Annotated in this window: 22 protein-coding genes; 11 read left to right on the top strand and 11 right to left on the bottom strand. The window is 69.3% G+C overall.

Annotated features, from left to right (window positions below):
- Positions 1–167 precede the first annotated feature (167 nt).
- The 4 genes from OG205_RS12830 to OG205_RS12815 all read left to right on the top strand — a co-directional run bounded on the left by OG205_RS12830 (position 168) and on the right by OG205_RS12815 (position 4,842).
- The gene (locus tag OG205_RS12830; protein WP_330276444.1) at positions 168–866 is read left to right on the top strand and encodes a glycoside hydrolase family 11 protein; all 699 of its coding nucleotides are present in this window, start codon (positions 168–170) and stop codon (positions 864–866) included.
- 186 nt (positions 867–1,052) lie between these two features.
- Complete coding sequence (locus OG205_RS12825) at positions 1,053–1,607, top strand: RNA polymerase sigma factor (protein ID WP_330276443.1); 555 nt, start codon at positions 1,053–1,055, stop codon at positions 1,605–1,607.
- Positions 1,608–1,636: 29 nt separating this feature from the next.
- On the top strand, positions 1,637–2,665 hold the full coding sequence (locus OG205_RS12820) for a hypothetical protein (RefSeq protein ID WP_330276442.1): 1,029 nt from the start codon (positions 1,637–1,639) through the stop codon (positions 2,663–2,665).
- Positions 2,666–2,913: 248 nt separating this feature from the next.
- Positions 2,914–4,842 (top strand): glycoside hydrolase family 44 protein, encoded by a 1,929-nt coding sequence (locus tag OG205_RS12815; protein WP_330276441.1) that lies wholly within the window; start codon positions 2,914–2,916, stop codon positions 4,840–4,842.
- 39 nt (positions 4,843–4,881) lie between these two features.
- On the opposite strand, the gene OG205_RS12810 is transcribed toward OG205_RS12815, so the two are convergent.
- From OG205_RS12810 to OG205_RS12800, 3 genes are read right to left on the bottom strand one after another with little or no spacing between them, the layout of a single operon-like run.
- Positions 4,882–5,733, bottom strand: coding sequence for a DUF1963 domain-containing protein (locus tag OG205_RS12810; protein WP_330276440.1), 852 nt, complete (start codon positions 5,731–5,733; stop codon positions 4,882–4,884).
- 33 nt (positions 5,734–5,766) lie between these two features.
- Positions 5,767–7,221: a phytoene desaturase family protein gene (locus tag OG205_RS12805; RefSeq protein ID WP_330276439.1), complete on the bottom strand. Its 1,455-nt coding sequence runs from the start codon at positions 7,219–7,221 to the stop codon at positions 5,767–5,769.
- The gene (locus OG205_RS12800) at positions 7,206–7,652 is read right to left on the bottom strand and encodes a hypothetical protein (protein ID WP_330276438.1); all 447 of its coding nucleotides are present in this window, start codon (positions 7,650–7,652) and stop codon (positions 7,206–7,208) included. Before OG205_RS12800 ends, OG205_RS12805 begins: the two co-directional genes overlap by 16 nt.
- Before the next feature lie 161 nt (positions 7,653–7,813).
- Between OG205_RS12800 and OG205_RS12795 the strand changes: the two genes are divergently transcribed.
- The 3 genes from OG205_RS12795 to OG205_RS12785 are packed head-to-tail and all read left to right on the top strand — an operon-like array spanning position 7,814 to position 10,677.
- On the top strand, positions 7,814–8,965 hold the full coding sequence (locus OG205_RS12795) for a sensor histidine kinase (protein WP_330276437.1): 1,152 nt from the start codon (positions 7,814–7,816) through the stop codon (positions 8,963–8,965).
- The gene (locus tag OG205_RS12790) at positions 8,962–9,603 is read left to right on the top strand and encodes a response regulator transcription factor (protein WP_330276436.1); all 642 of its coding nucleotides are present in this window, start codon (positions 8,962–8,964) and stop codon (positions 9,601–9,603) included. Before OG205_RS12795 ends, OG205_RS12790 begins: the two co-directional genes overlap by 4 nt.
- Positions 9,604–9,654: 51 nt before the next feature.
- On the top strand, positions 9,655–10,677 hold the full coding sequence (locus OG205_RS12785; protein ID WP_330276435.1) for an ADP-ribosylglycohydrolase family protein: 1,023 nt from the start codon (positions 9,655–9,657) through the stop codon (positions 10,675–10,677).
- 279 nt (positions 10,678–10,956) lie between these two features.
- Here the strand turns inward: OG205_RS12785 and OG205_RS12780 are convergent, their stop codons facing one another.
- Positions 10,957–11,778, bottom strand: a complete 822-nt coding sequence (locus tag OG205_RS12780; protein WP_330276434.1) for an SGNH/GDSL hydrolase family protein — start codon at positions 11,776–11,778, stop codon at positions 10,957–10,959.
- Positions 11,775–11,915 (bottom strand): hypothetical protein, encoded by a 141-nt coding sequence (locus tag OG205_RS12775; RefSeq protein WP_330276433.1) that lies wholly within the window; start codon positions 11,913–11,915, stop codon positions 11,775–11,777. Before OG205_RS12775 ends, OG205_RS12780 begins: the two co-directional genes overlap by 4 nt.
- Positions 11,916–12,000: 85 nt before the next feature.
- Here OG205_RS12775 and OG205_RS12770 point away from each other — a divergent pair, with 85 nt between their 5' ends.
- Positions 12,001–12,594: a PadR family transcriptional regulator gene (locus OG205_RS12770; RefSeq protein ID WP_330276432.1), complete on the top strand. Its 594-nt coding sequence runs from the start codon at positions 12,001–12,003 to the stop codon at positions 12,592–12,594.
- 144 nt (positions 12,595–12,738) lie between these two features.
- Here the strand turns inward: OG205_RS12770 and OG205_RS12765 are convergent, their stop codons facing one another.
- The 3 genes from OG205_RS12765 to OG205_RS12755 all read right to left on the bottom strand — a co-directional run bounded on the left by OG205_RS12765 (position 12,739) and on the right by OG205_RS12755 (position 14,648).
- Positions 12,739–13,506, bottom strand: coding sequence for a hypothetical protein (locus OG205_RS12765; RefSeq protein ID WP_330276431.1), 768 nt, complete (start codon positions 13,504–13,506; stop codon positions 12,739–12,741).
- The gene (locus OG205_RS12760; RefSeq protein WP_330276430.1) at positions 13,503–14,120 is read right to left on the bottom strand and encodes an RNA polymerase sigma factor; all 618 of its coding nucleotides are present in this window, start codon (positions 14,118–14,120) and stop codon (positions 13,503–13,505) included. Before OG205_RS12760 ends, OG205_RS12765 begins: the two co-directional genes overlap by 4 nt.
- 132 nt (positions 14,121–14,252) lie before the next feature.
- Positions 14,253–14,648, bottom strand: coding sequence for a RidA family protein (locus tag OG205_RS12755; RefSeq protein ID WP_330278157.1), 396 nt, complete (start codon positions 14,646–14,648; stop codon positions 14,253–14,255).
- 97 nt (positions 14,649–14,745) lie between these two features.
- On the opposite strand from OG205_RS12755, the gene OG205_RS12750 reads away from it, so the two are divergent.
- Both OG205_RS12750 and OG205_RS12745 read left to right on the top strand, forming a co-directional pair.
- Positions 14,746–15,729 (top strand): helix-turn-helix transcriptional regulator, encoded by a 984-nt coding sequence (locus tag OG205_RS12750; protein WP_330276429.1) that lies wholly within the window; start codon positions 14,746–14,748, stop codon positions 15,727–15,729.
- A complete protein-coding gene (locus OG205_RS12745) occupies positions 15,726–16,934 on the top strand; it encodes an MFS transporter (RefSeq protein ID WP_330276428.1) in 1,209 nt (402 codons plus the stop codon). Before OG205_RS12750 ends, OG205_RS12745 begins: the two co-directional genes overlap by 4 nt.
- On the opposite strand, the gene OG205_RS12740 is transcribed toward OG205_RS12745, so the two are convergent.
- From OG205_RS12740 to OG205_RS12730, 3 genes are all read right to left on the bottom strand, one after another.
- Positions 16,931–18,214, bottom strand: coding sequence for an ArsB/NhaD family transporter (locus OG205_RS12740; protein WP_330276427.1), 1,284 nt, complete (start codon positions 18,212–18,214; stop codon positions 16,931–16,933). The two genes, OG205_RS12745 and OG205_RS12740, sit on opposite strands and share 4 nt — an antisense overlap.
- 77 nt (positions 18,215–18,291) lie before the next feature.
- Complete coding sequence (locus tag OG205_RS12735; protein WP_330276426.1) at positions 18,292–18,798, bottom strand: CBS domain-containing protein; 507 nt, start codon at positions 18,796–18,798, stop codon at positions 18,292–18,294.
- Between the two features lie 41 nt (positions 18,799–18,839).
- On the bottom strand, positions 18,840–19,004 hold the full coding sequence (locus OG205_RS12730; protein WP_330276425.1) for a hypothetical protein: 165 nt from the start codon (positions 19,002–19,004) through the stop codon (positions 18,840–18,842).
- 171 nt (positions 19,005–19,175) lie between these two features.
- Here OG205_RS12730 and OG205_RS12725 point away from each other — a divergent pair, with 171 nt between their 5' ends.
- Positions 19,176–21,047 carry an acyltransferase family protein gene (locus OG205_RS12725; protein WP_330276424.1) on the top strand — a complete coding sequence of 624 codons (1,872 nt, stop codon included), beginning with the start codon at positions 19,176–19,178 and terminating at the stop codon, positions 21,045–21,047.
- Positions 21,048–21,116 lie beyond the last annotated feature (69 nt).

Here is a 21,116-nt window from a genome sequence, read left to right as displayed (position 1 = left end):
CGAGTTCGCCTCAACGTTTCGAAACTTCTCGGCAACCTTACGGAGTCGACTCGGCACTGCTAGTGTCCGAATCGACGGCGGCCGTCATCGTGATCAGCATTCACTCGCACGGGTCGCTTCGTGCTGCCCTGCCGCCGTACCAACCTCGATGACGAGGAGTACCGCATATGGCTAAAAGCAATTTCCGACCGTCGAGCCGCAAACACGGCCGTGTCGCACTGCTCGTCGGCGGCGCGTGCACCGCGCTGGTCATGGCGCTGACGCCCGTCGTGGCCAGCGCTGATGTCGGTGCCGCCGCGACGTGCTCGAGCCAGACGGGCAACAACGGCGGTTACTACTTTTCGTTCTGGACCGACGGCGGCGGCCGGGTCTGCATGGACTTCGGCTCCGGCGGCAACTACAGCACCTCGTGGAGCAATGTCGGCAACTTCGTCGGCGGCAAGGGCTGGAGCAACGGTTCGCGGCGGACGGTGAACTATTCCGGAAGCTTCAACCCGTCCGGCAACGCCTATCTGACCCTGTACGGGTGGACGTCGAACCCGCTGGTCGAGTACTACATCGTCGACAACTGGGGCAACTACCGGCCCACCGGCACCTACAAGGGCACGGTCACCACTGACGGCGGCACGTACGACATCTACCAGACGATGCGGTACAACGCGCCCTCCGTCGAAGGCAACAACAAGACCTTCCCGCAGTTCTGGAGCGTCCGGCAGCAAAGGCGGACCGGTGGATCCATCACCACCGGCAACCACTTCGACGCGTGGAGCCGCGCCAACATGCGGCTCGGCAACTTCAGCTACTACATGATCCTCGCGACCGAGGGATACCAGAGCAGCGGCAACTCCAACATCACGGTGAGGTGAGCGCCTGCTCCTGATCAGGTTCCCGGGCCGCCGGGAGTCGTGTCCCCCACGACTCCCGGCGGCCTCGTTCGTCCTGCAGCCAGCCGCTGAACAGCGAACTTCGTCATGGGGCGAAGCAACCTGAACGCTTTTGGCGCGCGTTGGCAAATACGGGGTGTAAGGGCGAAGCGAAACCCGAGGAGCTTCATGTCGTCAGACGCGGAACTGATCGGCAGATCGCTGCGCGGAGACACCAATGCCTTCGTGGAAGTGATCAGCCGCCACGAGACCGCGATCGGGAACTACCTCGCACGCCGAGTGGGGCGACAAGCAGCCGAGGACGTGCTCGGCGACGTGTGGGTCGCGGCTTACGAGTCCCGTGCGACCTACGACCGTTCGTATCCCGAAGCCAGGCCCTGGTTGTACGGCGTCGCGCTGAACAGGTTGCGACGGCACTGGCGGTCGGAACCGGCGGAGGAACCGGCGCCGGACCTGACCCGTGTGGCGAGCGACTGGGATCCCTGGCCGGCGGTGGACGCCCGCGTGGACACGCAGGCGTCACTGCGCAGCGCACTGGCCCGCCTCAAACCGGAGGAGCGGGAAGTGCTGGGCCTGGTCGCCTGGGAGGACCTGACCGTCGCGGAGGCCGGGCGTGTGCTCGACATCCCCGCGGGCACGGCCCGCCGCCTGTTGCACCAGGCGCGCAAGACGTTGCGTGAGACCCCCGAGGTGGCCGCGCTGCTGCAAGTCCCGACAACGTGAAAAGACACCCCATGGATGAAATGGATCTGATGAAGAATCTGCGTGAAGTGCCGTCTCCGGGGCCGGAGGCCTACGACCGTGCTCGCACGGCGTTGCACACGGCGATGACGGAACCCGTGGCCACGGTCGTGCGACCGAAGCGCTGGTTCTCCTGGCCCAAGGCCGGCGTCGCCGCGGTGGGCGCGGCGGCCGTCGCCACGGCCGTGGTGATGGGCACGACGGGCGGCACCGTCCCGACCGGCCCTGCGATCGAGGCGGCCCCGCAGGCGGTGGTGGAGTCACCGTTGGTGAAGCTGGCCTCCGAGGTCAAGGCCGCGGCCGCGCTGACGGGTGACTCGTCGCTGGTCATCGGCACGAAGACCGCGCCGGACGGCTCGCCGTACGTCTACTACACCGTCTACACCGACAAAGGTCAGGTCTTCAAGGGGGACTCGGCGAAGACCCTGGGGGCCTCGGCGGCGAAGAACGAGGACCAGGCTCGGCCGTTCGACGCGAAGGTGATGGCGGCGGCCCGCCTGGCCGCGAACGGCGACGTGGAGAAGGCCAGGGTCGCGATGGTCACCGCCGCAGGCAACGCCCTGGGACTCGGCCTGAGCCCCGCGGAGGCGGACAAGGCCTGGGCGGACGCGCAGGCGGAGATCGACAAGATGTTCCGCGAACACGGCAAGGAGGTGCTCCCCCCCAGGCCGCGTCCGACGGGCAAGGACCTGGAGAACCGCATCGACAACCACCTGTGGAGCAACGCCACGTACGCGCTGTTCGTCGGCGCCGCCAACGCCGAGATCCGCGCGGGTGTGCTGAAGCTGCTCGCCACCATCAAGGAGGCGACTGTCGGCGAGACCGACGTCGACGGCCAGCGCGCGCTGACCATCGGCGCGAGCCCCGACATCCTGGGCGGTGACGCTTCGGCGAAGCTGACCATCAACGCCGACAACGGCCTGCCCATCCGTGACGAGACCTTCCCGGCCGAGAACTCGCCGAACCCGTCGAAGTACGCGGTGGTGACCTACAAGTCGTCCCGCGTGAACCTCGCCGACGTGGCGGCGGGCAAGATCTGATCCTGCTGGAGCACGCACTGTCCTGGGAGGGCTTCGGTCCTCTCAGGACAGTGCTGTGCCCGGCTTCAGGCCACGCGACTCCGCGGCGGAGATGTCGATGATCGGGTGAACGCGTTCATCCGAATTCGGTCTTCGACTCGAACGCCGTCGATTCGACCTGTTCGCGCTTGACGCTTCGCGCGTTTCCCGCGACCGTCCTGTGGGCACATATCCACGCACTGGATCGGGCGGGGGCGTCTGTGGTCGGTATGCGGCAATGGCGGAAGGCGCGTTCGATCACGGCCACGGGCTCGGCGGCGTTGCTCGTGGCAGCGACGTTCACGGTCCAGACGGCCCTGGGCGCAGTGGCGGCCACCGGGCCCGAACTGTCGGTGGACGTGTCCGCCGCCCGGCACGCGATCAGTCCCGGCGTCTACGGCCTGAACGGCGGCGATCCGGCGTTCAACGCCGAGATCGGCCAGTCGGTGGCGCGCTGGGGCGGCAACGCGTCCAGCCGCTACAACTTCAAGAACCACACGTACAACACTGGTAGCGACTGGTACTTCGAGAACATCGTCGCCGACGAGCAGCACACCCTCGAGTGGATGGTCGGGTCCAACCTCGACCGCGGCATCAAACCGGTCGTCACCGTGCCCATGGTCGGCTGGGTGGCCAAGGACTCGCCGTCGTCGCACCCGTTCGCGTGCGGCTTCCCGGCGACCAGGTACCCGCGGCAGGACGGCTTCGACGAGTGGGACCCCAACTGCGGCAACGGTCTGCTCAACGGGGCGAACCTCGCCGGCGTGCCCGAGGACACCTCGGTCAGGGCCGACGCGGCGTTCGCCGGCGAGATGGTGGCGCACCTGGTGAGCAGGTTCGGCACCGCGGCGCAGGGTGGCGTGCCGATCTACGAGCTCGACAACGAGCCGGTGCTGTGGGCTCACACGCATCGTGACGTGCACCCCGAGCTGGTCTCGTACGACGAACTGGGGAGCAAGGGCACTGCGACCGCCGCGGCGATCAAGGCCGCCGACTCCAGCGCCGCGGTCCTCGGTCCGTCCGGCTGGGGGTACTGCGAGTGGGTCGCGTCCGGTGTGGACGGTTGCGGGCCCGGCGCCGACTCGGCCGCGCACGGCGGGCTGAACCTCTCGCAGTGGTACCTGAAGAACATGAAGGACTACAGCGATGCCCACGGGGGTAAGCGTTTCCTCGACTACTTCGACCAGCACTTCTACCCGCAGATCGGCGGCGGCAAGGACCCCGAGTCCAACGCGCTGCGGCTGCGGTCGACGAGGTCGTTGTGGGACCCCACCTATGTCGAGGAGTCCTGGATCGGCCCCGGCGGGGTCAACGCGCCGCCGCTGCAGTTCATCCGCACGATGAAGTCGTGGATCGACCAGTACAACCCCGGCACCAAGACCGCGATCACCGAGTACAACTGGGGCGCGCTGGACGACATCAACGGCGCGCTGACGCAGGCCGACGTCCTCGGCATCTTCGGACGTGAAGGCCTCGACCTCGCCACGATGTGGGGCGAGCCCAAGCCGACCGATCCGGGCGCGTACGCGTTCCGGATGTACCGCGACTACGACGGGGCGGGCAGCCGGTTCGGTGACGTCAGCGTGTCGGCGACGTCCGCCGACCAGGGCCGGCTCGCGGTGTACGCGGCACAGCGCTCGTCCGACGACGCGCTGACCGTCATGGTCGTCAACAAGACCGGCGAGGACCTGACGTCGCCGCTGTCGACGGCCGGGTTCGACGGAACCGCCGCGGCGCAACGGTTCACCTACGGCCCGGCGAACCTGGGCGGGATCGTGCGCGGCGCCGATCTCCCGGTGAGCGACGGTCGTGTCGACGCGACGTATCCGGCGAACTCCATCACGCTGCTGGTGCTGCCGCCCGCAGGGTGTGCGGCGAGTCTGCACGTCAACGGCGACTGGAGCACCGGACACGTCGCGACGGTGACCGTCACCAACGAGCGCCACACGCCGATGGCCGGGTGGCGGGTCAGCTGGACGTGGCCCGGCGGCCAGCAGGTCACGAACTCGTGGAGCACCAGCCTGAAGCAGGACGGCACCCGCGTGGTCGCCGCGGACGCCGGGTGGAACGGCTCCGTAGGTGCGGGTGGCAGCACCACGTTCGGGTTCCAGGCCGCCGGCAGAGCGGCCGCGCCGACGCTGACCTGCATTCCGACCTGAGACGCCGATCGATGACGTCTCCGGCCGGCGTGGCGGGACCTACTCGAGGAACTCCGTGACGGAGAAGACCTTGTCCAGCCGGCGGGCGGCGAGGTCTTCCCGGCGGATCAGGAAGCGTCCGACGTGGACGTAGTCCGCCCTGAACTGGGCGAGCGGCGTCCACTCCCGCATCACCTGCTGGAGTTCCTCCTCCACGCAGAACATCGCCTCGTCCGGCGTCATGCCGGCTTTCCGGTCCTTGATGTTCTTCCAGGCCATCTCGATCTCCGGCGTCGCGTACACGTTCTTGCCGGAGAGGGCGCCGATGTGCCCGGAGTAGCCGCCGAGACGGATCTCGCCCTGCCCGCTCTTCGGCCAGAGCCGGCCGACCAGGGCGACGAGTTCACTCCGGTGCGGCAGGTCCAGCACCTGCTGCCGCTGGTAGCCGGACAGCTCCTCCTCGTCCATGTCGACCCAATGCGGCAGTTCGGGCTGCACTGTGGCGAAGAGGTCGTAGCCACCGTCGACGGAGAGGCCGGACTCCGCCGGCACGTACACCACTCGCGCGTACCTCTGCGCGTCCTCTTCGGAGTCGGCCTCGACGGCCTCCTCGTGGTCGAGGAAGAAGAGCAACGAGCCGTCCGACGGCAGCGCGAGGTCGTCGATTCCGGGCAGTGCCGCACAATCGTAGGAGGCGACGAAGGGCAACTCCCAGGGGCCGCCCAACTGTCGCTCCACGTCTTCGGGGAGCCGGGGTCGCCCACCGCGTCGCCCGACCGGAGTGCCGTGGGGCTCGCCGCCCGACCAGATCTCGAACCGGAGGAGCTGGTCGAACTTGCCCACCTCGTCCTCCGGGATGCCCAGTTCGAGTGCGGAACGCCGGAAGTGCCCGTGAAAATCCATGGCGATCATGATCGCAGACCTGGCAGACGGGCGTAGTCGGCCCTAGCCGTGATGTCCTTGGCGCGCAATGGGATGCGCCTGTTTCGTCAAGTGGCGGAGAGCGCGACCGGCGGCGTGGTAACCGCTCATGCCGTGCACACCCGCTCCGGGTGGTGTGGCTGCGGAACACAGGTACACGCCGGGCAGTCCGGTGTCGTAGGGGTGCGGGGTCAGGCGGGGGCGGAACACCAGCTGGAACGGGTCGTTGGCCCCGGTGAGGATGTTGCCGCCGACGTAGTTCTGGTTGCCTCGCGCCAGATCGCCGGGACTCCTGGCGGAGAAGGCCACGACGTTCTCCGTGAAGCCGGGGGCGAAGCGCTCGATCTGGTCGATGATCGCCGTGGTGGCGTCGCCGGTGTGTCCGTGCGGGACATGGGCGTACGCCCACAAGGGATGCACGTCGCCCGCGGATCGGCTCGGATCGGCTAGGTACTGCTGTCCGACAAGGACGAACGGCGCGGTCGGCATCCGGCCCTGGTGGACGTCACGGGCCGTGCGGATCATCTCGTCCGGGTCGCCGCCGAGGTGCACGGTTCCCGCCGCGGTGCAATCGGTGTTGTGCCACGGCACTCCGCCGCGCACGGCGAAGTCGACCTTGAACGCGGCCGGGCCGTGGCGCCAGTGGCGGTAGGCCCGGTGCACGCGCTTCGGCAGTCTTCCTTCGAAGATCCTTGCGGCCGAAGCAGGAGCGGTGTCGAGCAGGACGACGTCCGCCTCCGGCAGGTCCGAAGTGGACTCCACCGGCCTGCCCGTCTCGGTCCTGCCGCCGAGGTCGTGCAGCAGCCCGGTCAACGCGTCCGTGATCGCCTGAGAGCCGCCTTCCGCGACCGGCCACCCGAACCGGTGTCCCGCCGCGATCAGCATCGCCGCGACGGAGGAGGTCATCGGCGCGCGCAGGTCGTGCATCACGTGAGCGGCGGCGCCGAGGAACAGGCTCTGCGTGGCCGGCGCGCGCCACACCCTCCGCATCAGCGCGGCGGGCGGCACCGCGCGCAACCCGAACCGAGCCAGGTGCAGTGGGTGCGACGGCCACCGCGTCAGAGGTCCCAGCAGATCATCGGCGGTGGTCTCGACGTGCGCGGCCAGTGGCCCGAAGACCTGCGACCACCGCTTCCCGTCATCCGCCGGGAGACCTGCCGCGGTCTCCTCCACCGAACCGCGCAGCACCGCGGACGTGCCGTCGTCCAGGGGATGAGCGAGCATCACCTCGGGATGCCGCCACCGCAGCCCGTACCGCTCCAGTCCCAACTCCCGCAGGTACGGCGAGAGCACCGCGGTCGGATGCACCGCCGAGCACTCGTCGTGCAACGTTCCGTCGACGAGCTTCTCGGTCGTCCGAGCGCCACCGCCCAGCCGGTCGGCGGCTTCGAGGACCGTCACGTCGACGCCGTGCTGGGCCAGCCGGACGGCCGCCGCCAGCCCGTTGGGGCCTGAACCGACGACTACCGCGTTCGGCACTGCACGGCCTGAGGATCGGCGAAGAGGTCACGTGCCTTCTCGCGGTCGTGGAGCACGAGCACTCCACAAAGGACTGTGTACAGCGCGGCCATGTACTTGACCGACGGGTAGTCGAACGCGAAGTCCATCAACGTGATGTTGAGCCCGACCACGAACAGCGCGCCCGCTCCGACGAACGTGGTGCGGCGGAACAGCAGCATGATCGCCGGAACCAGTTCGAACAGGCCGGTGATCCGGCCGTAGAAAGGCGAGTAGCCGTAGAACAGCCACACCAGGGAGGTGCCATCCACTGTGGACTTCGAGAGGTTGTCCCAGTCGCCGTAGTAGAACTGGCCACCGAACAGCTTGACGCACCCGTACATGGTGAAGATCGCCGCCATCAGCAGCCTGATGACGAGAATCGTCTTCGAGGGGGCTTTGTTCCAGATCATCCGCGGCTCCGGGGTCGTGTGGTCCTGCCGGCGCCTTCCATCGTCACCGTCACCGCACCCCGGCACATCCTGCTCGAAGTCCGTCTCCGCGGCCTGGAGAACGAGCCACCTCCTACCGCGGCAGGAGGTGGCTCGTCCGCGATCGACCTACCATCGTGGTCGTGACTTCCTGGAACGACGCGTGGCCGGCGCGGTGGGCGCCCAGGTTCGCGCCGCTGGCCCTGGTGGTCGCCTCGACGCTGTGGCTCGCGGTCCCGGCGCCGGACAGGGGCCTGACGGCGTGGATCGTCCCCGTGACGTCCGCGCTGGTGTTCGTCGCGGGCAGGTGGTCGCCGCTCCCCGTCTCGCTGGCGCAGAACGTGCTGGTGCTGGCCACGTTCCTCCTGGAGGCTCCCGGCCTCGGCCCGGCACAGGTCTGCGCGGCTCTCTCACTGGGCGAGCTGGCGATGCGGCGGTCGTGGCGGCCGCAACTGTTGATCGGCTGCGGATTCGCCCTCGCGGTGGACGCGATCTACCTCGCCTCGCAGGAGGACGACCGTCCGGCGGTCGTGGCGTTGCGGGTGGTGCTGGTCGTCGCCGTTCCCGTTCTCGCCGGAAGGCACCTGAGGTCGATGCGGGAGCTCGCGGCGCGGCAACGTGAGGAGAAGGCGTTGATCCTGCGCGTGCGGGACGCGGAGGTCTCGGCGGCGCGGGAGGCCGACCGGATCGCCGTCGCGCGGGAGTTGCACGACCTCGTCGCCCACCACGTGTCGTCGATGGTGCTGCGCTCTGCCGTGGCCCGCCATGCCGCGACCAGCCCCGAACAGCTCCGGGAAGTGCTCGACGACGTGCACGCGACCGGCTCGGCCGCGTTGCGGGACCTGAGGGAGCTGGTCACCGAACTCCGCGATCCCTCGGTTCCCTCTTCCGTCGGCGCGAGTCCCGCCTGCCTCGCCACGGCGGTGCGCCAGGCGGCCGGGAGGTGCGAACGCGCGGGCTTCGCGGTGCGCACCGACATCAGCGACACCGCCGAAGACCTGGACGCCTCACGTCGCCTCGTGGTGCTGCGGATCGTCCAGGAGTCGCTCACCAACGTCATGCGGCACGCCGAACCGGGCGCGGCCGTGCTGCTCAGCGTCCGCGGGTCGGCCGACGGCGTCGACGTCGAGATCAGCGACGCCGGGGGAGCACCACCTCCTACCGTCCCAGGCGGACACGGCATCACCGGGATGGCGGAGCGGGTCGAGCGGCTGGGAGGCTCCTTCCGCGCGGGCCCGACCGGCCAGGGCTGGGCCGTGCGCGCCCGCGTGCCCCGTCAGGAGCAGCCCGCGTGATCCGCCTCCTCATCGCCGACGACCAGCAACTGGTGCGCGCCGGCCTGCGCATGCTCTGCGAGAGCGCCCCGGACGTGCGGATCGTCGGCGAGGCGGCCGACGGCGCGGAGGCCGTGCGGGAAGCGGCGCGGTGCCGGCCGGACGTGATCCTGATGGACCTGCGCATGCCGGTCGTCGACGGCATCGCGGCGACCAGGAAGATCCTCGCCGGCAACCCCGAAGCGCGCGTCGTCGCACTGACCACTTTCGACGACGACGAACACCTGTACCCCGCGCTGGCCGCCGGTGCGCACGGATTCCTCGTGAAGGACTCCACCCCGGACGAACTGCTGGCGGCGATCCGGCGGGCGGACGCGGGAGAGCAACCTTTCAGCCCCGGTGTCCTGCGGCGGCTGGTGGGCAGGGTCGTCCGGGAGGAACGCGGCCCGGAACCTCCGACCGCGCTGCGCGGTCTGACACCGCGCGAACTCGACGTGCTCCTGCTCCTGGCCGAGGGGCTCGGCAACCACGACATCGCCGAGCGACTGCACGTGGGCGTGACGACGGTGAAGACGCACGTCGCCGCGCTCATGACGAAGACCGGTGCGGACAACCGCGTGCGGCTGGCCGTCCTCGCCCACTCGGCAGGGTTGCTGTGACCGGTGAAAACCCGGGAGCCGTCCGTGGCCGGCCACAGTACGGTCGGGACTGTGGACCGAATCGCGGGATCGTTGTACGGGTTGGCTTTCGGGGACGCACTCGGCCGGCCGACGGAATTCCTCACCGTTGCGGAGATCGACAGGAGGTTCGGTCCCGCCGGGCCGGATGATCTGGAGGGTGATCCCGCACTGGTCACCGATGACACGCAGATGGCGCTCGCAGTCGCGTGGGCGCTGCACGGCGTCGATCGCTACACCGCTGACGCACTCGAGCCGCGGTTGCGGAAGCAGTTCGTGGCTTGGGCGCACAGTCCGGAGAACAACCGTGCGCCTGGGATGACGTGTCTGCGCGCGTGCGGAGGACTGGCGGAGGGCGCGCCCTGGGTGGAGGCGACCATCGCGGGCTCCAAGGGATGTGGCGCGAACATGCGCGTGACCCCGGTGGGCCTGCTGCCCGGGCTCGACCTCGACGTGCTCGCCGGGGTGGCGCAACTGCAGGCCGCGATGACCCACGGCCATCCCACGGCGCTGGCGGCGTCCGAGCTCACCGCCTACGCGACGCGGCTGCTGGTCGACGGCTTCGAGCTGGCCCAGGTGCCCGCCGCGCTGCTGGCCCGCTGCGGTGAACGGCGCTCGATCTACCTGGAGGAGTGGCTGGGATCGCTGTGGCAGACGCCGGGGGCGACCACGCCCGCCGACTTCATCGCCCGCGGCTGGGACGAGTGTGCCGAGGTCCTCGAGCGGCTGGTGGCCGCCCTCGCCCGGCCTGACGACGGCCTGGACGCGTGCCTTGCCACCGGCGAGGGCTGGATCGCCGAGGAGGCGCTGGCGACCGGGCTGTACTGCGCGGTCCGGCACGCCGACGACCCGGTGCGGTGCCTGGTGCGGGCCGCTCGGACCAGCGGTGACTCCGACTCGATCGCCGCGCTCGCCGGAGCGTTCGCAGGCGCCGCACACGGTCTGGCCGCTTGGCCGGCGGACTGGGTCGCCCGCATCGAATACGCGGACCAGTTGGCCGCACTGACCTCCGGCGGCGCGACCACCGGCGCGAGCGGATGGCCTGGGCGAGGCTAGGTATCCGCGCGCCTTGGAGCCAACGGAGCCACGTCTTCCGCCTGATCCTCTGCTCGGGGTGGTCGGCGAGGTCGAGGAGGAACCGGGCGCGCAACAGCAGTTGGTTGAGCCGTCGCCGAAGGCGTGCGGTCTTGCTCTGGTCGGAGGCTTCTTCGTGGTGAGCAAGGTGAATCTCAAGCAAGCTGCTCCGTCGCGCGAGGCCGTCAGCGTGAAATGCCACGCCCGCCCGACCGGTCTCCGAGCGTGTGCCTCGGTGGAGTCACCGGCTCGACCGAGCAGTCAGCTCCGCAGTCCCTCGATGCGGTGGAGTTGAGGGTGTTTGGCCGTGCGCTGGTCCCCGGAAGACTGGCCGCGCAGGCGCCTGCCGAGCCAAGGGCCGAGAAAGGTAGCTGCCCAACGCAGTTCAGCGGTGGCGCGCCATTGCGTTGACGGCGGGATGGGCAACGGTGGTGGGGACTCGTTCCAGGAATCGTTGCTGCCCGGCACCTGCAGGGCGTGCGCGACCGCGGCGGCGATCAGTTGATGGCCCAAGGGGCTGCAGTGCAACCGATCCTCGCTCCAGAACCGACGGTCGGCGACGGAGGGGTGCCGAGCGATCTCCGCGACAGCGACTCCGTGCCGAGCGGCCGCGGCGCGGATCCGATCGTTGATGTCGAGGATCCGGGAGCGAACCGGTCGGGCGAGGGGGATGACCCTGGTGAGGTCGGGAAAGGTCACGGTCGCCACGCGGGCTCCGAAGTCGGTGAGTGCGGCGAACATCGCTTCCAGGTGATCGACCACCGTGGCGGGTTCGACTCGAAGCCGGAGCAGATCGTTGACTCCTGCGACAACGGTGGCCACGTCGGGACGCAGTGCGAGAGCCGGTCCCAGTTGCTCGGATCGGACTTCGCCCGCGCGGCGGCCACGGACGGCGAGGTTGGCGTACTGGAGATCGGGACTGTCGACGGCGAGGTGTTCGGCGAGCCGGTCAGCCCATCCCCGAAGGCCCACGATGTCGTCACCGTCACCGACGCCTTCCGTTTGGCTGTCGCCCAAGGCGACGTAGCGCAGGTACTTGCCGCTCCGAACGGGTTCCGGGACACCGTTCTCCCGCGGCCTCATCGGTTGGCCAGGGCCAAGCCGTCGATGACGACGACCAGGCCGGCACGTGCCGCGGTGCTGGTTCCCGCGGTGCCGTGGAACCGGATGGCGAGATCGCTGTCCCGCAGCGCGGTGCGGACCTGTTCAGTGACTGGCACGTCGTCCTCCTAGTCAGAATGATGACTAATCATAACCATGGGTATCATGAGCTTGCCCCCATGTCGACGATGAGGAGATGCGCCGATGAGCCTGCGGCATGCCGTGCTCGCGGCGTTGTTGTCCGGCGAGTACAGCGGCTACCAGTTGACCAAGGCATTCGACGTGGGTGTCGCCAACTTCTGGTACGCCCGACCACAACAGCTCTACCTGGAACTGTCCAAGCTCGAGAGCGACGGGTTGATCAGCGGCCGGGAGGTGGTCCAGCAATCCCGTCCCAACAAGCGGCTGTTCATGGTCACCGACGCCGGCCTCGCCGAACTGGAGCGCTTCGCCGCCGCCGTGAGCAAGCCGTCGTTCATCCGTGACGACCTGCTGGTCAAGGTCCAAGCCGTCGACCACGTCGACGTGGCACCGGTGATCGCGCAACTGGATCAACGAGCCGCGGCAGCCGCAGCCAAGGTAGAGATCCTCGACAAGATTCTGCGGCGTTTCCGCGGGGACCTCGACGAGGAGACCTACCTGCGCCACGGGTCTCCGATCGGGCCCTACTTGACGTGCTTGCGCGGCCGGCTGTTCGAACAGGAACACCACGACTGGTCCGTGCGGGCGGCCGCACTCCTGCGTGATCGGGCGACCCGGAACGGTGATCCGCCGCCTGTCTCGGATCAATCCCGGTAGCGCTGTCGACCAGCATCCGTTTCGAACCGCTGTGGCTGGGAGAGGTCCTGCTCGCGGGCTTCACGTCCACGACCGCGAAGATGGAGACGGTCAGGCACGTGCCGACCACAGCCGTCACTCTCCGCCCCCAGCGATGTCCGTCGTCTACCGAGTTGGCTGGCACAGCGGCCCTTCCACGACCTGACCTTCCTTGAGCGTGACCCGCAGCAGGTTGCTCGCCGCCGGCGGCGTGTCGGGGTAGACGGGTCTGCCGCACAACTCACCACGGTCGATGTGCACCGCGAACGTCCCGTTGCGCAGCATCGCGGGTGTGACGGTGTTGTCCTGCCGAACGACCGACACCGCGACCACGTCGTCGGTGGCGATCCCGAACTGGATGCTTCCGCCGTCGGGGAAGTTCCAGGCGTCGAAGTAGTCGAACGGGCGGGCAGCGGTGAGATTGGCGTAGCTGTGCCTGCCGCGACCCTCCATCTCGGGAACGTCAGGACCGGTGATGCCACCGGTCGTGCGGCCGGACACCAGGCAGACCGCCGCGGCCCTGTCCGTGCGGATGACCAGGTACTCCGACCACCCGTCGGTGACGTCGGCGTTGATCTTGACTCCCGGTTGCCAGCTCTTCGGGTCGGGTACGTCCACGCCGTCGGCGATGGTGGTGTTCACGCAGTCCTGTGCGAGTTGCACCTCGGCGGGATCGGCCGCGGGGGCCACGCGGCCGGGCGTGCCGGTCGGGCCGAACACCAGCACACCACCAGCGACGAGCACCCCCGCCGCCGCCGACAGCGGCACGGCGACCGATCGGCGACGCCTGCCGGTGAGGGTGGCCTCGACCTGGGGCCTGATCCGCTCCCAGAGGTGTTCCCGCAGGTCGTCGTGCATCGGTCGGTCGGCGGGCAGATCGACGTCGTTGTTCATCGCCGCTCCTCGGGGGTGGTGGCGTCCAGGGTGGTGTCGCGCAGCCGGCTGCGAGCGCGGGATATCCGCGAGCGGATGCTCGCTTCGGCCACGCCCAGCACGGCCGCGGCCGCCGCGGTGGACAGGCCGCCGATCAGGCACAACTCGACGGCCTCGCGTTCGGCCCTGGGCAGTTTGGCGACGGCGTCGAGCACCTCCCGCAGCCGGTGATCCGCGTCGACCTTGTCCGCCACGTCATCGGCGTGGTCCCGGGTGCTTCCACCTCGTGGGAGGCGGGCCAGCGCCGCCGCGAACCGCCCTCGTCCGCGGTGCTCCCGGCGCGCCAGGTTGCCGGTCACGGCGAACAACCACGGCCGTGCGCTGCGGTTCACCAGCGTCAGATCGCCCAGCCGACGGCACGCGGTGAGGAACGCGGCCGACGTCAGGTCCTCCGCCACCGACCAGGAGCCGGTCAACCGGTAGGCGTAGTTCCACACCGCGCCGGAGTGCCGGCGGAACAACTCCCCGAACGCGGCGACGTCACCGCTCGCGGCCTGCTCCCACAGTTCCTGGTCGTCGTCGGGGGACAGCCCTCGGGCATCCGCCGCACCGGCGTGCTCAGGCCCTGCCCGCATGGTCCGCTCCCGTTCTCGCTCCGCAGTGGTCCTCACACCTTGAAGTCCCCGCAGGCACCAACGGCGTTGCGTCTCGCCTCAAAAGGCCCTGAGCTGCCGTCGGCGCCGACCTGGCCGGCGCCGACGACGCGCCTACGCCACCGCCGTGCCCTCCAGCTCGATCATCAGGTCCGGGATCGCCAGCCGCGTCACGCCGAGCATCGTCGTGGGCGGCGCCACCCGCGCCTGGCCGAGTCGCGCCGCCAGCACGCCGTAGTGCTGGAACAGCAGGTCGACGTCGGTGGTGTAGACGGTGAGCCGCACGAGGTTCGCGAGCGTCATGCCCGCCTCGGCCAGCACTGCCTCCAGGTTGTCGAGGCTCAACGCCAGCTGCGCCGCCATGTCCCCGGCGTGCTCGGGCTTGCCGTCGCCGTTCATCGAGGTCTGGCCGGCGCAGAAGAGCGTCCGCGTCTGGCCGGTGACGACCTCGCCCTGGTGGTACCCCAGCTCCGCCGACCAGGGCCACGGGTTGATCGGCGTTCGTTCCACTGCCACAACAGCTCCATTCAGGATTCTCGGATGTCGCTGTGCAGCCTCGCAACCAATACACGACATCCTGTGTCGTGTATTCCCGTAGGGTTTTCGCATGCGCGCCGACCGGTTGGTCTCACTGGTCCTGCTGCTGCGCAGGCACGGTCAGCTGTCCGCGACGGCGCTGGCCCGCGAGCTGGAGGTCTCCACCCGGACGGTGCTGCGCGACATCGAGGCGCTCTCCGCGGCGGGCGTCCCGGTCTACGCCGAACGCGGCCGACACGGCGGTTTCGCGCTGCTGCCCGGTTTTCAGACCGAACTCACCGGCCTGAACCACGACGAGGCGCTCGCCCTGCTGGTCGCCGGTTCACGGCGTGGCGCCCAGGTGTTCGGGCTCGGTTCGGCCCTCGCCTCGGCCATGCTCAAGGTGGTCGACGCGCTGCCGGAGAGCTATCGGCAGACGGCGGCGGGCGCGGCGGAACGCCTGCTCATCGACCCGGAGACCGATCTGCTGTCGCGTCGCGCGGTCGAGGAGGAGCTGCCGGACACCGTGGTGGCGGAGGTCCGGCGCGCGGTGTTCGCGGGGCACCGGCTGCGAATCCACTACGAGGCGCACGAGAAGGCGCCTGAGTGGCGCACGGTCGACCCGATCGGCCTGGTCACCGTGCGGGAGCAGGGTTATCTGCTGGCCCAGAGGTCGGGGGAGGACCGCACGTACCGGTTGTCCCGGATCCTGGCCGCCGAGGAGCTGGACGAACCGGCGCGGCGCGCCGACCGGGTCGACCTGGACCGGGCCTGGCAGGAACGCAGTAAGCGGTTCCGGGCGGGTGATGACCAGGTCGCTGTGCTGGTGCGGGTGCGTCCGGCCCGGCGCGAGGAGCTGGTGGGGACCGCGCTGGCCGTTCTCGCCGAGGAGACCGAGGACGGGTGGCAGCGGATGGAGGTCACCTTTCAGGACTCCCGGCACGCCGAGTGGGCGGTGTGGCGGCTGTCAGTGGGAGCGGAAGTCCTTGAGCCGCAGTGGTTGCGTGCCGCGCTGAGGGAACGGGCGATGGCGGTAGCCGCTCGGTACGACGATGAGGTGGGGGAGCAGCGGTGAGTCCTGAGCGCGACTTCAGCCGGTACCTGAACGCACGCGTGCTGTCGGTCGTCGGCGCCGTGGTGTCGGCGGTGGCACTGCCCGTGCTCGTCTACCAGCTGACCGGCTCGGCGGGCTGGACGTCGGCCGTCACGGCGGCGGAGGCGTTGCCGTACCTGGTGTTCGGACTGCTGGCCGGTGCGCTCGCGGATCGGCTGGACCGCCGCGTGATGATGGTGGCGATGGACTTCACGGTCGCCGCCGTGCTGCTGAGCGTGCCGCTGGCCTGGCTGGCGGGCGGACTGACCGCGCCGCACGTCGTGGTGGTGGCGTTCGCGACGCAGACGGCGTTCGTGTTCTTCGACGCGGCCAACTTCGGGGCGCTGCCGGCGTTGGTGGGCAAGGAGAAGCTGACCACCGCCTACGCGAAGCTGTACGGGCGCACGACCGTGGTGGAGCTCGTCGTGCCAGGCGTGACGGGGCTGCTTGTGGCGATCGTCGCTCCGGCGGCGCTGCTGGCGGTGAACGCGCTGACGGCTGTGGGGTCGGCGTTGTTGTTGCGCGCGATCACCAGCAGCATGGCCAATCCACGGGCGGTGCGCGGCGCGGGCGAACTCGCCAACGACGTGCGCGAAGGGCTGCGGTTCCTGTGGCACGAACCGGTCATCCGGATCCTCACGCTCGTGGGCGCCACACACTCGGTCGCCAGTGGTGCGTGGATGGCGGTGCTCGTGCCGTTCGCCGACAAGGTGCTCGGCGTCGCACCGAAAGGGGACGCCCGGCTCGCCGTGTTGTTCACCTGCTGGGGTGTGGGCGCGGTGATCGCGTCCCGGTTGTTCCCGCGGGTGACGGCGCGCTGGGGCAACGCGAAGGTGTCGCTGGCCGCGCTACCGCTGTCCGTGCTCGGCGGAGTCCTCGTTCTCCTCAGCGGACATTGGCTCGTCCTCTGCGTGACCGCGACGTACTGGGGCATCACCGGCGCGCTCGTGGTGATCAACGGGATCACCTACCGGCAGCAGGTGTGCCCGGAGGAGTTGCAGTCGCGGGTGAACACGACGGCGCGGATGGTCGCCTGGGGTCTCGGCCAGCCCCTCGGTGCGGCACTGGCCGGAGTCCTGTCGGTCGCGCTGGGCGATCCACGGGCCGGGCTCGCCGCCGGTCTCGCGGTGCTGCTGGCAGGCGTCGTGACGGCCTGGGTGTCACCCGTGCTGCGACACGCTGCCTAGAAGTACCGCAGCCACACGTAACCCCAGGCCATCGCGGTGCTCACCAGCGTCACGACGATGCCGTAGCGGGTGAACTGCCAGAAGCTGATCTTGTGTCCGGCGCGGGCGGCGATGCCGAGCGCGACGACGTTGGCGCTGGCGGCGACCGCGGTGCCGTTGCCGCCGAAGTCCGCGCCGAGGGCGAACGACCACCACAGCGCACGGCCGGTCCCGGCGTCGGGGATCTCCGCCACCATGCCCTCTACGACCGGGGTCATCGTGGCCACGTAGGGGATGTTGTCGAAGAACGCGCCGAGCACGCTGGAACCGAACAACAACGCCGTGGCGGCCGCGAAGTAGTTGTCGTCGAAGGCCGAGACCGCCCAGGTACCAACGGTTTCGATGACGCCGGTGTGCACGAGTCCCGCCACCATCACGAACAGGCCCATGAAGAACGTGAGCGTCGGCCACTCGACCTCGGCCAGCACGTCGTTCACGTCGGCCCGCGTCACGAGCAGCATCACACCCGCGCCGACCAGGGCGACGATCGCGGGGTCGAGGTGCAGCACGGAGTGCAGGCCGAACCCGGCCACCACGCCCGCGAAGACGATCAGGCAGCGGCGCAGCATCGCGGGGTCGGTGATCGCCCGCCGTTCCTGCAACGCCATCACGGCCTCGACGTGCTCGGCGTTGTACTGGAACGACTTGCGGAACAGGACTTTCGTGAGCAGCACGAACACCACGAACACGACCGCGACGATCGGCGCCATGTGGACGAGGAAGTCGGTGAACGTGAGCCCGGCCCGGCTGCCGATGATGATGTTCGGCGGGTCGCCGATCAACGTCGCGGCGCCACCGATGTTGGACGCGAGCACCTCGGCGATCAGGTACGGCTGGGCGGCGATCCGCAGCCGGTTGCACACGACGATCGTGACCGGCGCGACGAGCATGATCGTGGTGACGTTGTCCAGGAACGGCGACGCGATCGCGGTGATGGCCATCAGCATCACCATCAGCCGGTACGGGCGGCCGCGGGCCTTCTTGGCGGCCCAGATGGCGAGGTAGTCGAACACGCCGGTCTGCTTGACGATCCCGACGATGATCATCATGCCGAACAGCAGGAAGATGACGTTCCAGTCGATGCCCGCGTGCTCGGAGTAGAACACCTCGGAGCCGGGGACCAGGCCGAACACGGCCATCAGCCCGGCCGCCACCAGCACGACCTTGACCTTGTTCGCCTTCTCGGTGGCGATGAAGAAGAACGCGACGAGGAAGATCGTCAGGGCTAGGGCGGCGCTCACGGATCTCCCAACGGGATGGGTGTCACCGCCGACGCGAGTTCAGCGCGCCGGCGGTGACGGGGACAGATGGCCCGGGTTCAGTCCTCGGCGGTGTAGACCGCGAGCGAGGTGATGAGACGGTCGAGGGTGATCGCGCCGACGAGCGCTCCGGCGTCGTCGACCACGGCGACGAGCGGGCTGTGCTGCCGGGCCATCAGCGCGGCGACCTCCAGCAGGGTCGCGTCGGCGCGGACGGTCGCGGGTTTGGCGCGCTGGTTCGGTGCCACGTCGCCGACGGTGCGGTCGCTCAGTTCCATCCAGAACTGGTCGGCGTAGCCCTCGTCGACGACGCGGGCGAGCGCGGGATCCTCCTGATAGGACTGGGGAACCGCGAGCCGCAGCACCTGAGTGCCTGGCAGCACCGTCCAGGGCCGGCCGCGGTCGTCGACCACGATCAGCCCCGGCAGCCGGTTGACCGCCATCACCCGCACCGCCTTGGTGATCGGGTCGTCGACCGTCACGGTCGGAACGTTGATGGCGATGTCGCGTGCCTGCATGGCATCAGCCCGTTCGGTGCGTCCGGCCAGTCGTCCCGCTGTGGACATGGTCGCCTCCCTTTCCGGTCAGGTGTGGTGGGCACACGTGGTCAGCGCTGGTGACCCAGACCGGTCAGACCCGCCACGATCAGCCCGGCGGCGACGAGAAGTGCGTGCGGCGCGGTGATCCCGGCGATCAACAGGGCCAGGGCGATCCCGAGCAGGACCCAGTTCAGCGGCCGTCGAGTGCGGGTGGGTCGGTCGGTGTGGACCATGGCGCCTCCCAGCAGCGGTCGGAGGTGTGTGCCACCAACGATTCCCGGTCGCCGCTCCTCTGACGATCCGTCCTGTCACTCAACTACCGGCCGTCAGGAGGGGTGGTGCGGGGCGAAGTTGGGTGTTGCCACGGATGTACTGGAACGCGTTCGGGCGTCAGCCTCGCAGGCGTGTCAGGAAGTGATCACAGTTCGCCACCGCGCGAGCGGACCTATCGTCCGGAACTGCAAGGCTTGCGCGCGGTCGCCGCACTGCTCGTGGTCGTCTACCACGTGTGGCTGGGCCGCGTTTCCGGTGGCGTCGACGTCTTCTTCCTGATCTCCGGGTTCCTGGTGACGGGACAGCTGGTGCGGGCCACCAGGCGCGGCCGGCTCGACCTGCGCGTGTTGTGGAGCAGGATGGCCAAGCGGCTGCTGCCCGCCGCGGTCGTGGTGCTCGGCGCGACGCTGGTGGCCGGGGCGGTGCTGCTGCCGGAGAACCGCTGGCCGCAGACCGTGCGCGAGGTGATCGCGTCCGCGCTGTTCCTGGAGAACTGGCAGCTGGCGTCGGATTCCACGGACTACTACGCCCAGCACGAGCAGGCGAGCGTCGTGCAGCACTTCTGGTCGTTGTCGATCCAGGGCCAGTTCTACCTCGTCTGGCCGTTGCTGGTCCTGGTGGTCACGCTGCTGCGCCGATCGCTTTTCCGTGTGTTGTCAGCGGTTTTCGTGCTTTCGCTCGGCTACTCGGTGTGGCTCACCGCCGTCGACCAGCCGCTGGCCTACTTCCACACGGCGACGCGGATCTGGGAGTTCGCCTTTGGCGGCTTGCTGGCGTTGGCCGTGTCACGCATCGACCTCGTGAGTCCTTTGAGGACTGTCCTGGGATGGGCAGGCCTGCTGGGACTCGTGGTCTGCGGGATCGTGCTGGACGTGGGCGCGGGATTCCCCGGATACCTGGCGTTGTGGCCCACGACGTGCGCCGCCGCGGTGATCGTCGCCGGAGCCACCGGTAGCAGGTTCGGCGCCGACCGCCTGCTGGCCGCCGAGCCGCTGCGGTACCTGGGCGACCTCAGCTACGCCCTCTACCTCTGGCACTGGCCGGTGCTGGTGGGCTGGCTCGTGCTCAGTGGCCGCACGGAGGTCGGCGTGCTCGACGGGGTGGCGATCATCGGAGCGTCACTCGTGCTCGCGGCGGTCACGCATCACCTGGTGGAGGAACCCATGCGCAGGTCTCGGTTCAGGGCACGCACGCTCACGGCTCTGCTGCTGATCCCGCTCTTGGTGGCGACGACGGTCCTGCAGCCGACGGGACCGCGTGAGGTGGCCGCGCAGATCCCGGCCACGGACTTCGCGGCGCTCGACGGCCAGCACTGCGCGAAATCTGTGCACAACCAGGAACTCGACATCTGTTATGGCCCGGTCGAAGGCACTCCCGCCAAACGCGTCGTGCTCGTCGGCGACTCCCACGTCCAGCAGTACCTCGCCGCGTTCGCGCCTATCGCGGAGCGGCGGAACTGGCAGCTGATCGCCATGCTCAAGGGCGCCTGCCCGTTCTCCACGAGGTCGGAGAAGGTGCCAGGCGACCAGTCCTGCGAGCGGTGGAACGAGAGCGCGGCGACCGAGATCATCGGTCTGCGCCCCGACTTCGTCTTCACGCTCGCCACCCGCAACGTCCAAGTAGGACTCACCGAGCAGACGCCGCCGGGGTTCGTCGACCGCTGGCGCCAGCTCGACGCCGAGCAGATCCCGGTGGTCGCGGTGCGCGACAACCCCCGCTACAGCTTCTCGGTGCTCGACTGCGTGCAGGTGCACGGTCCCGCGGCCCGCTGTGGCGCGCCTCGTGCCGACCTGCTCGCACCCGTTCCGCCGTACGCTCAGCTCGACGTGCCGGCCAACGTGTCGTTCCTCGACTTCAGCGACCACCTCTGCACCGAGGACCAGTGCCCGCCCGTCGTCGGCGACTTGCTGGTCAACTTCGACGACAACCACGTGAGCGCCACCTTCATGCGTTCGCTGTCGCCAGTCGTCGAACTGGCACTCGACGCCGTGACCGAGGCCTGACCGTGAAGATCCCGGTAGTTGTGAAGAGGTCATGAAGATCGCAGACGGGACGATTCGCGCGCCCTAGGT

Origin of the sequence: Lentzea sp. NBC_00516, assembly GCF_036346835.1 — a bacterium.
GTDB lineage: Bacteria > Actinomycetota > Actinomycetes > Mycobacteriales > Pseudonocardiaceae > Lentzea > Lentzea sokolovensis.
Note: the sequence above shows the minus strand (reverse complement) of the source record. Positions and strands in the feature narration are given on the sequence as shown.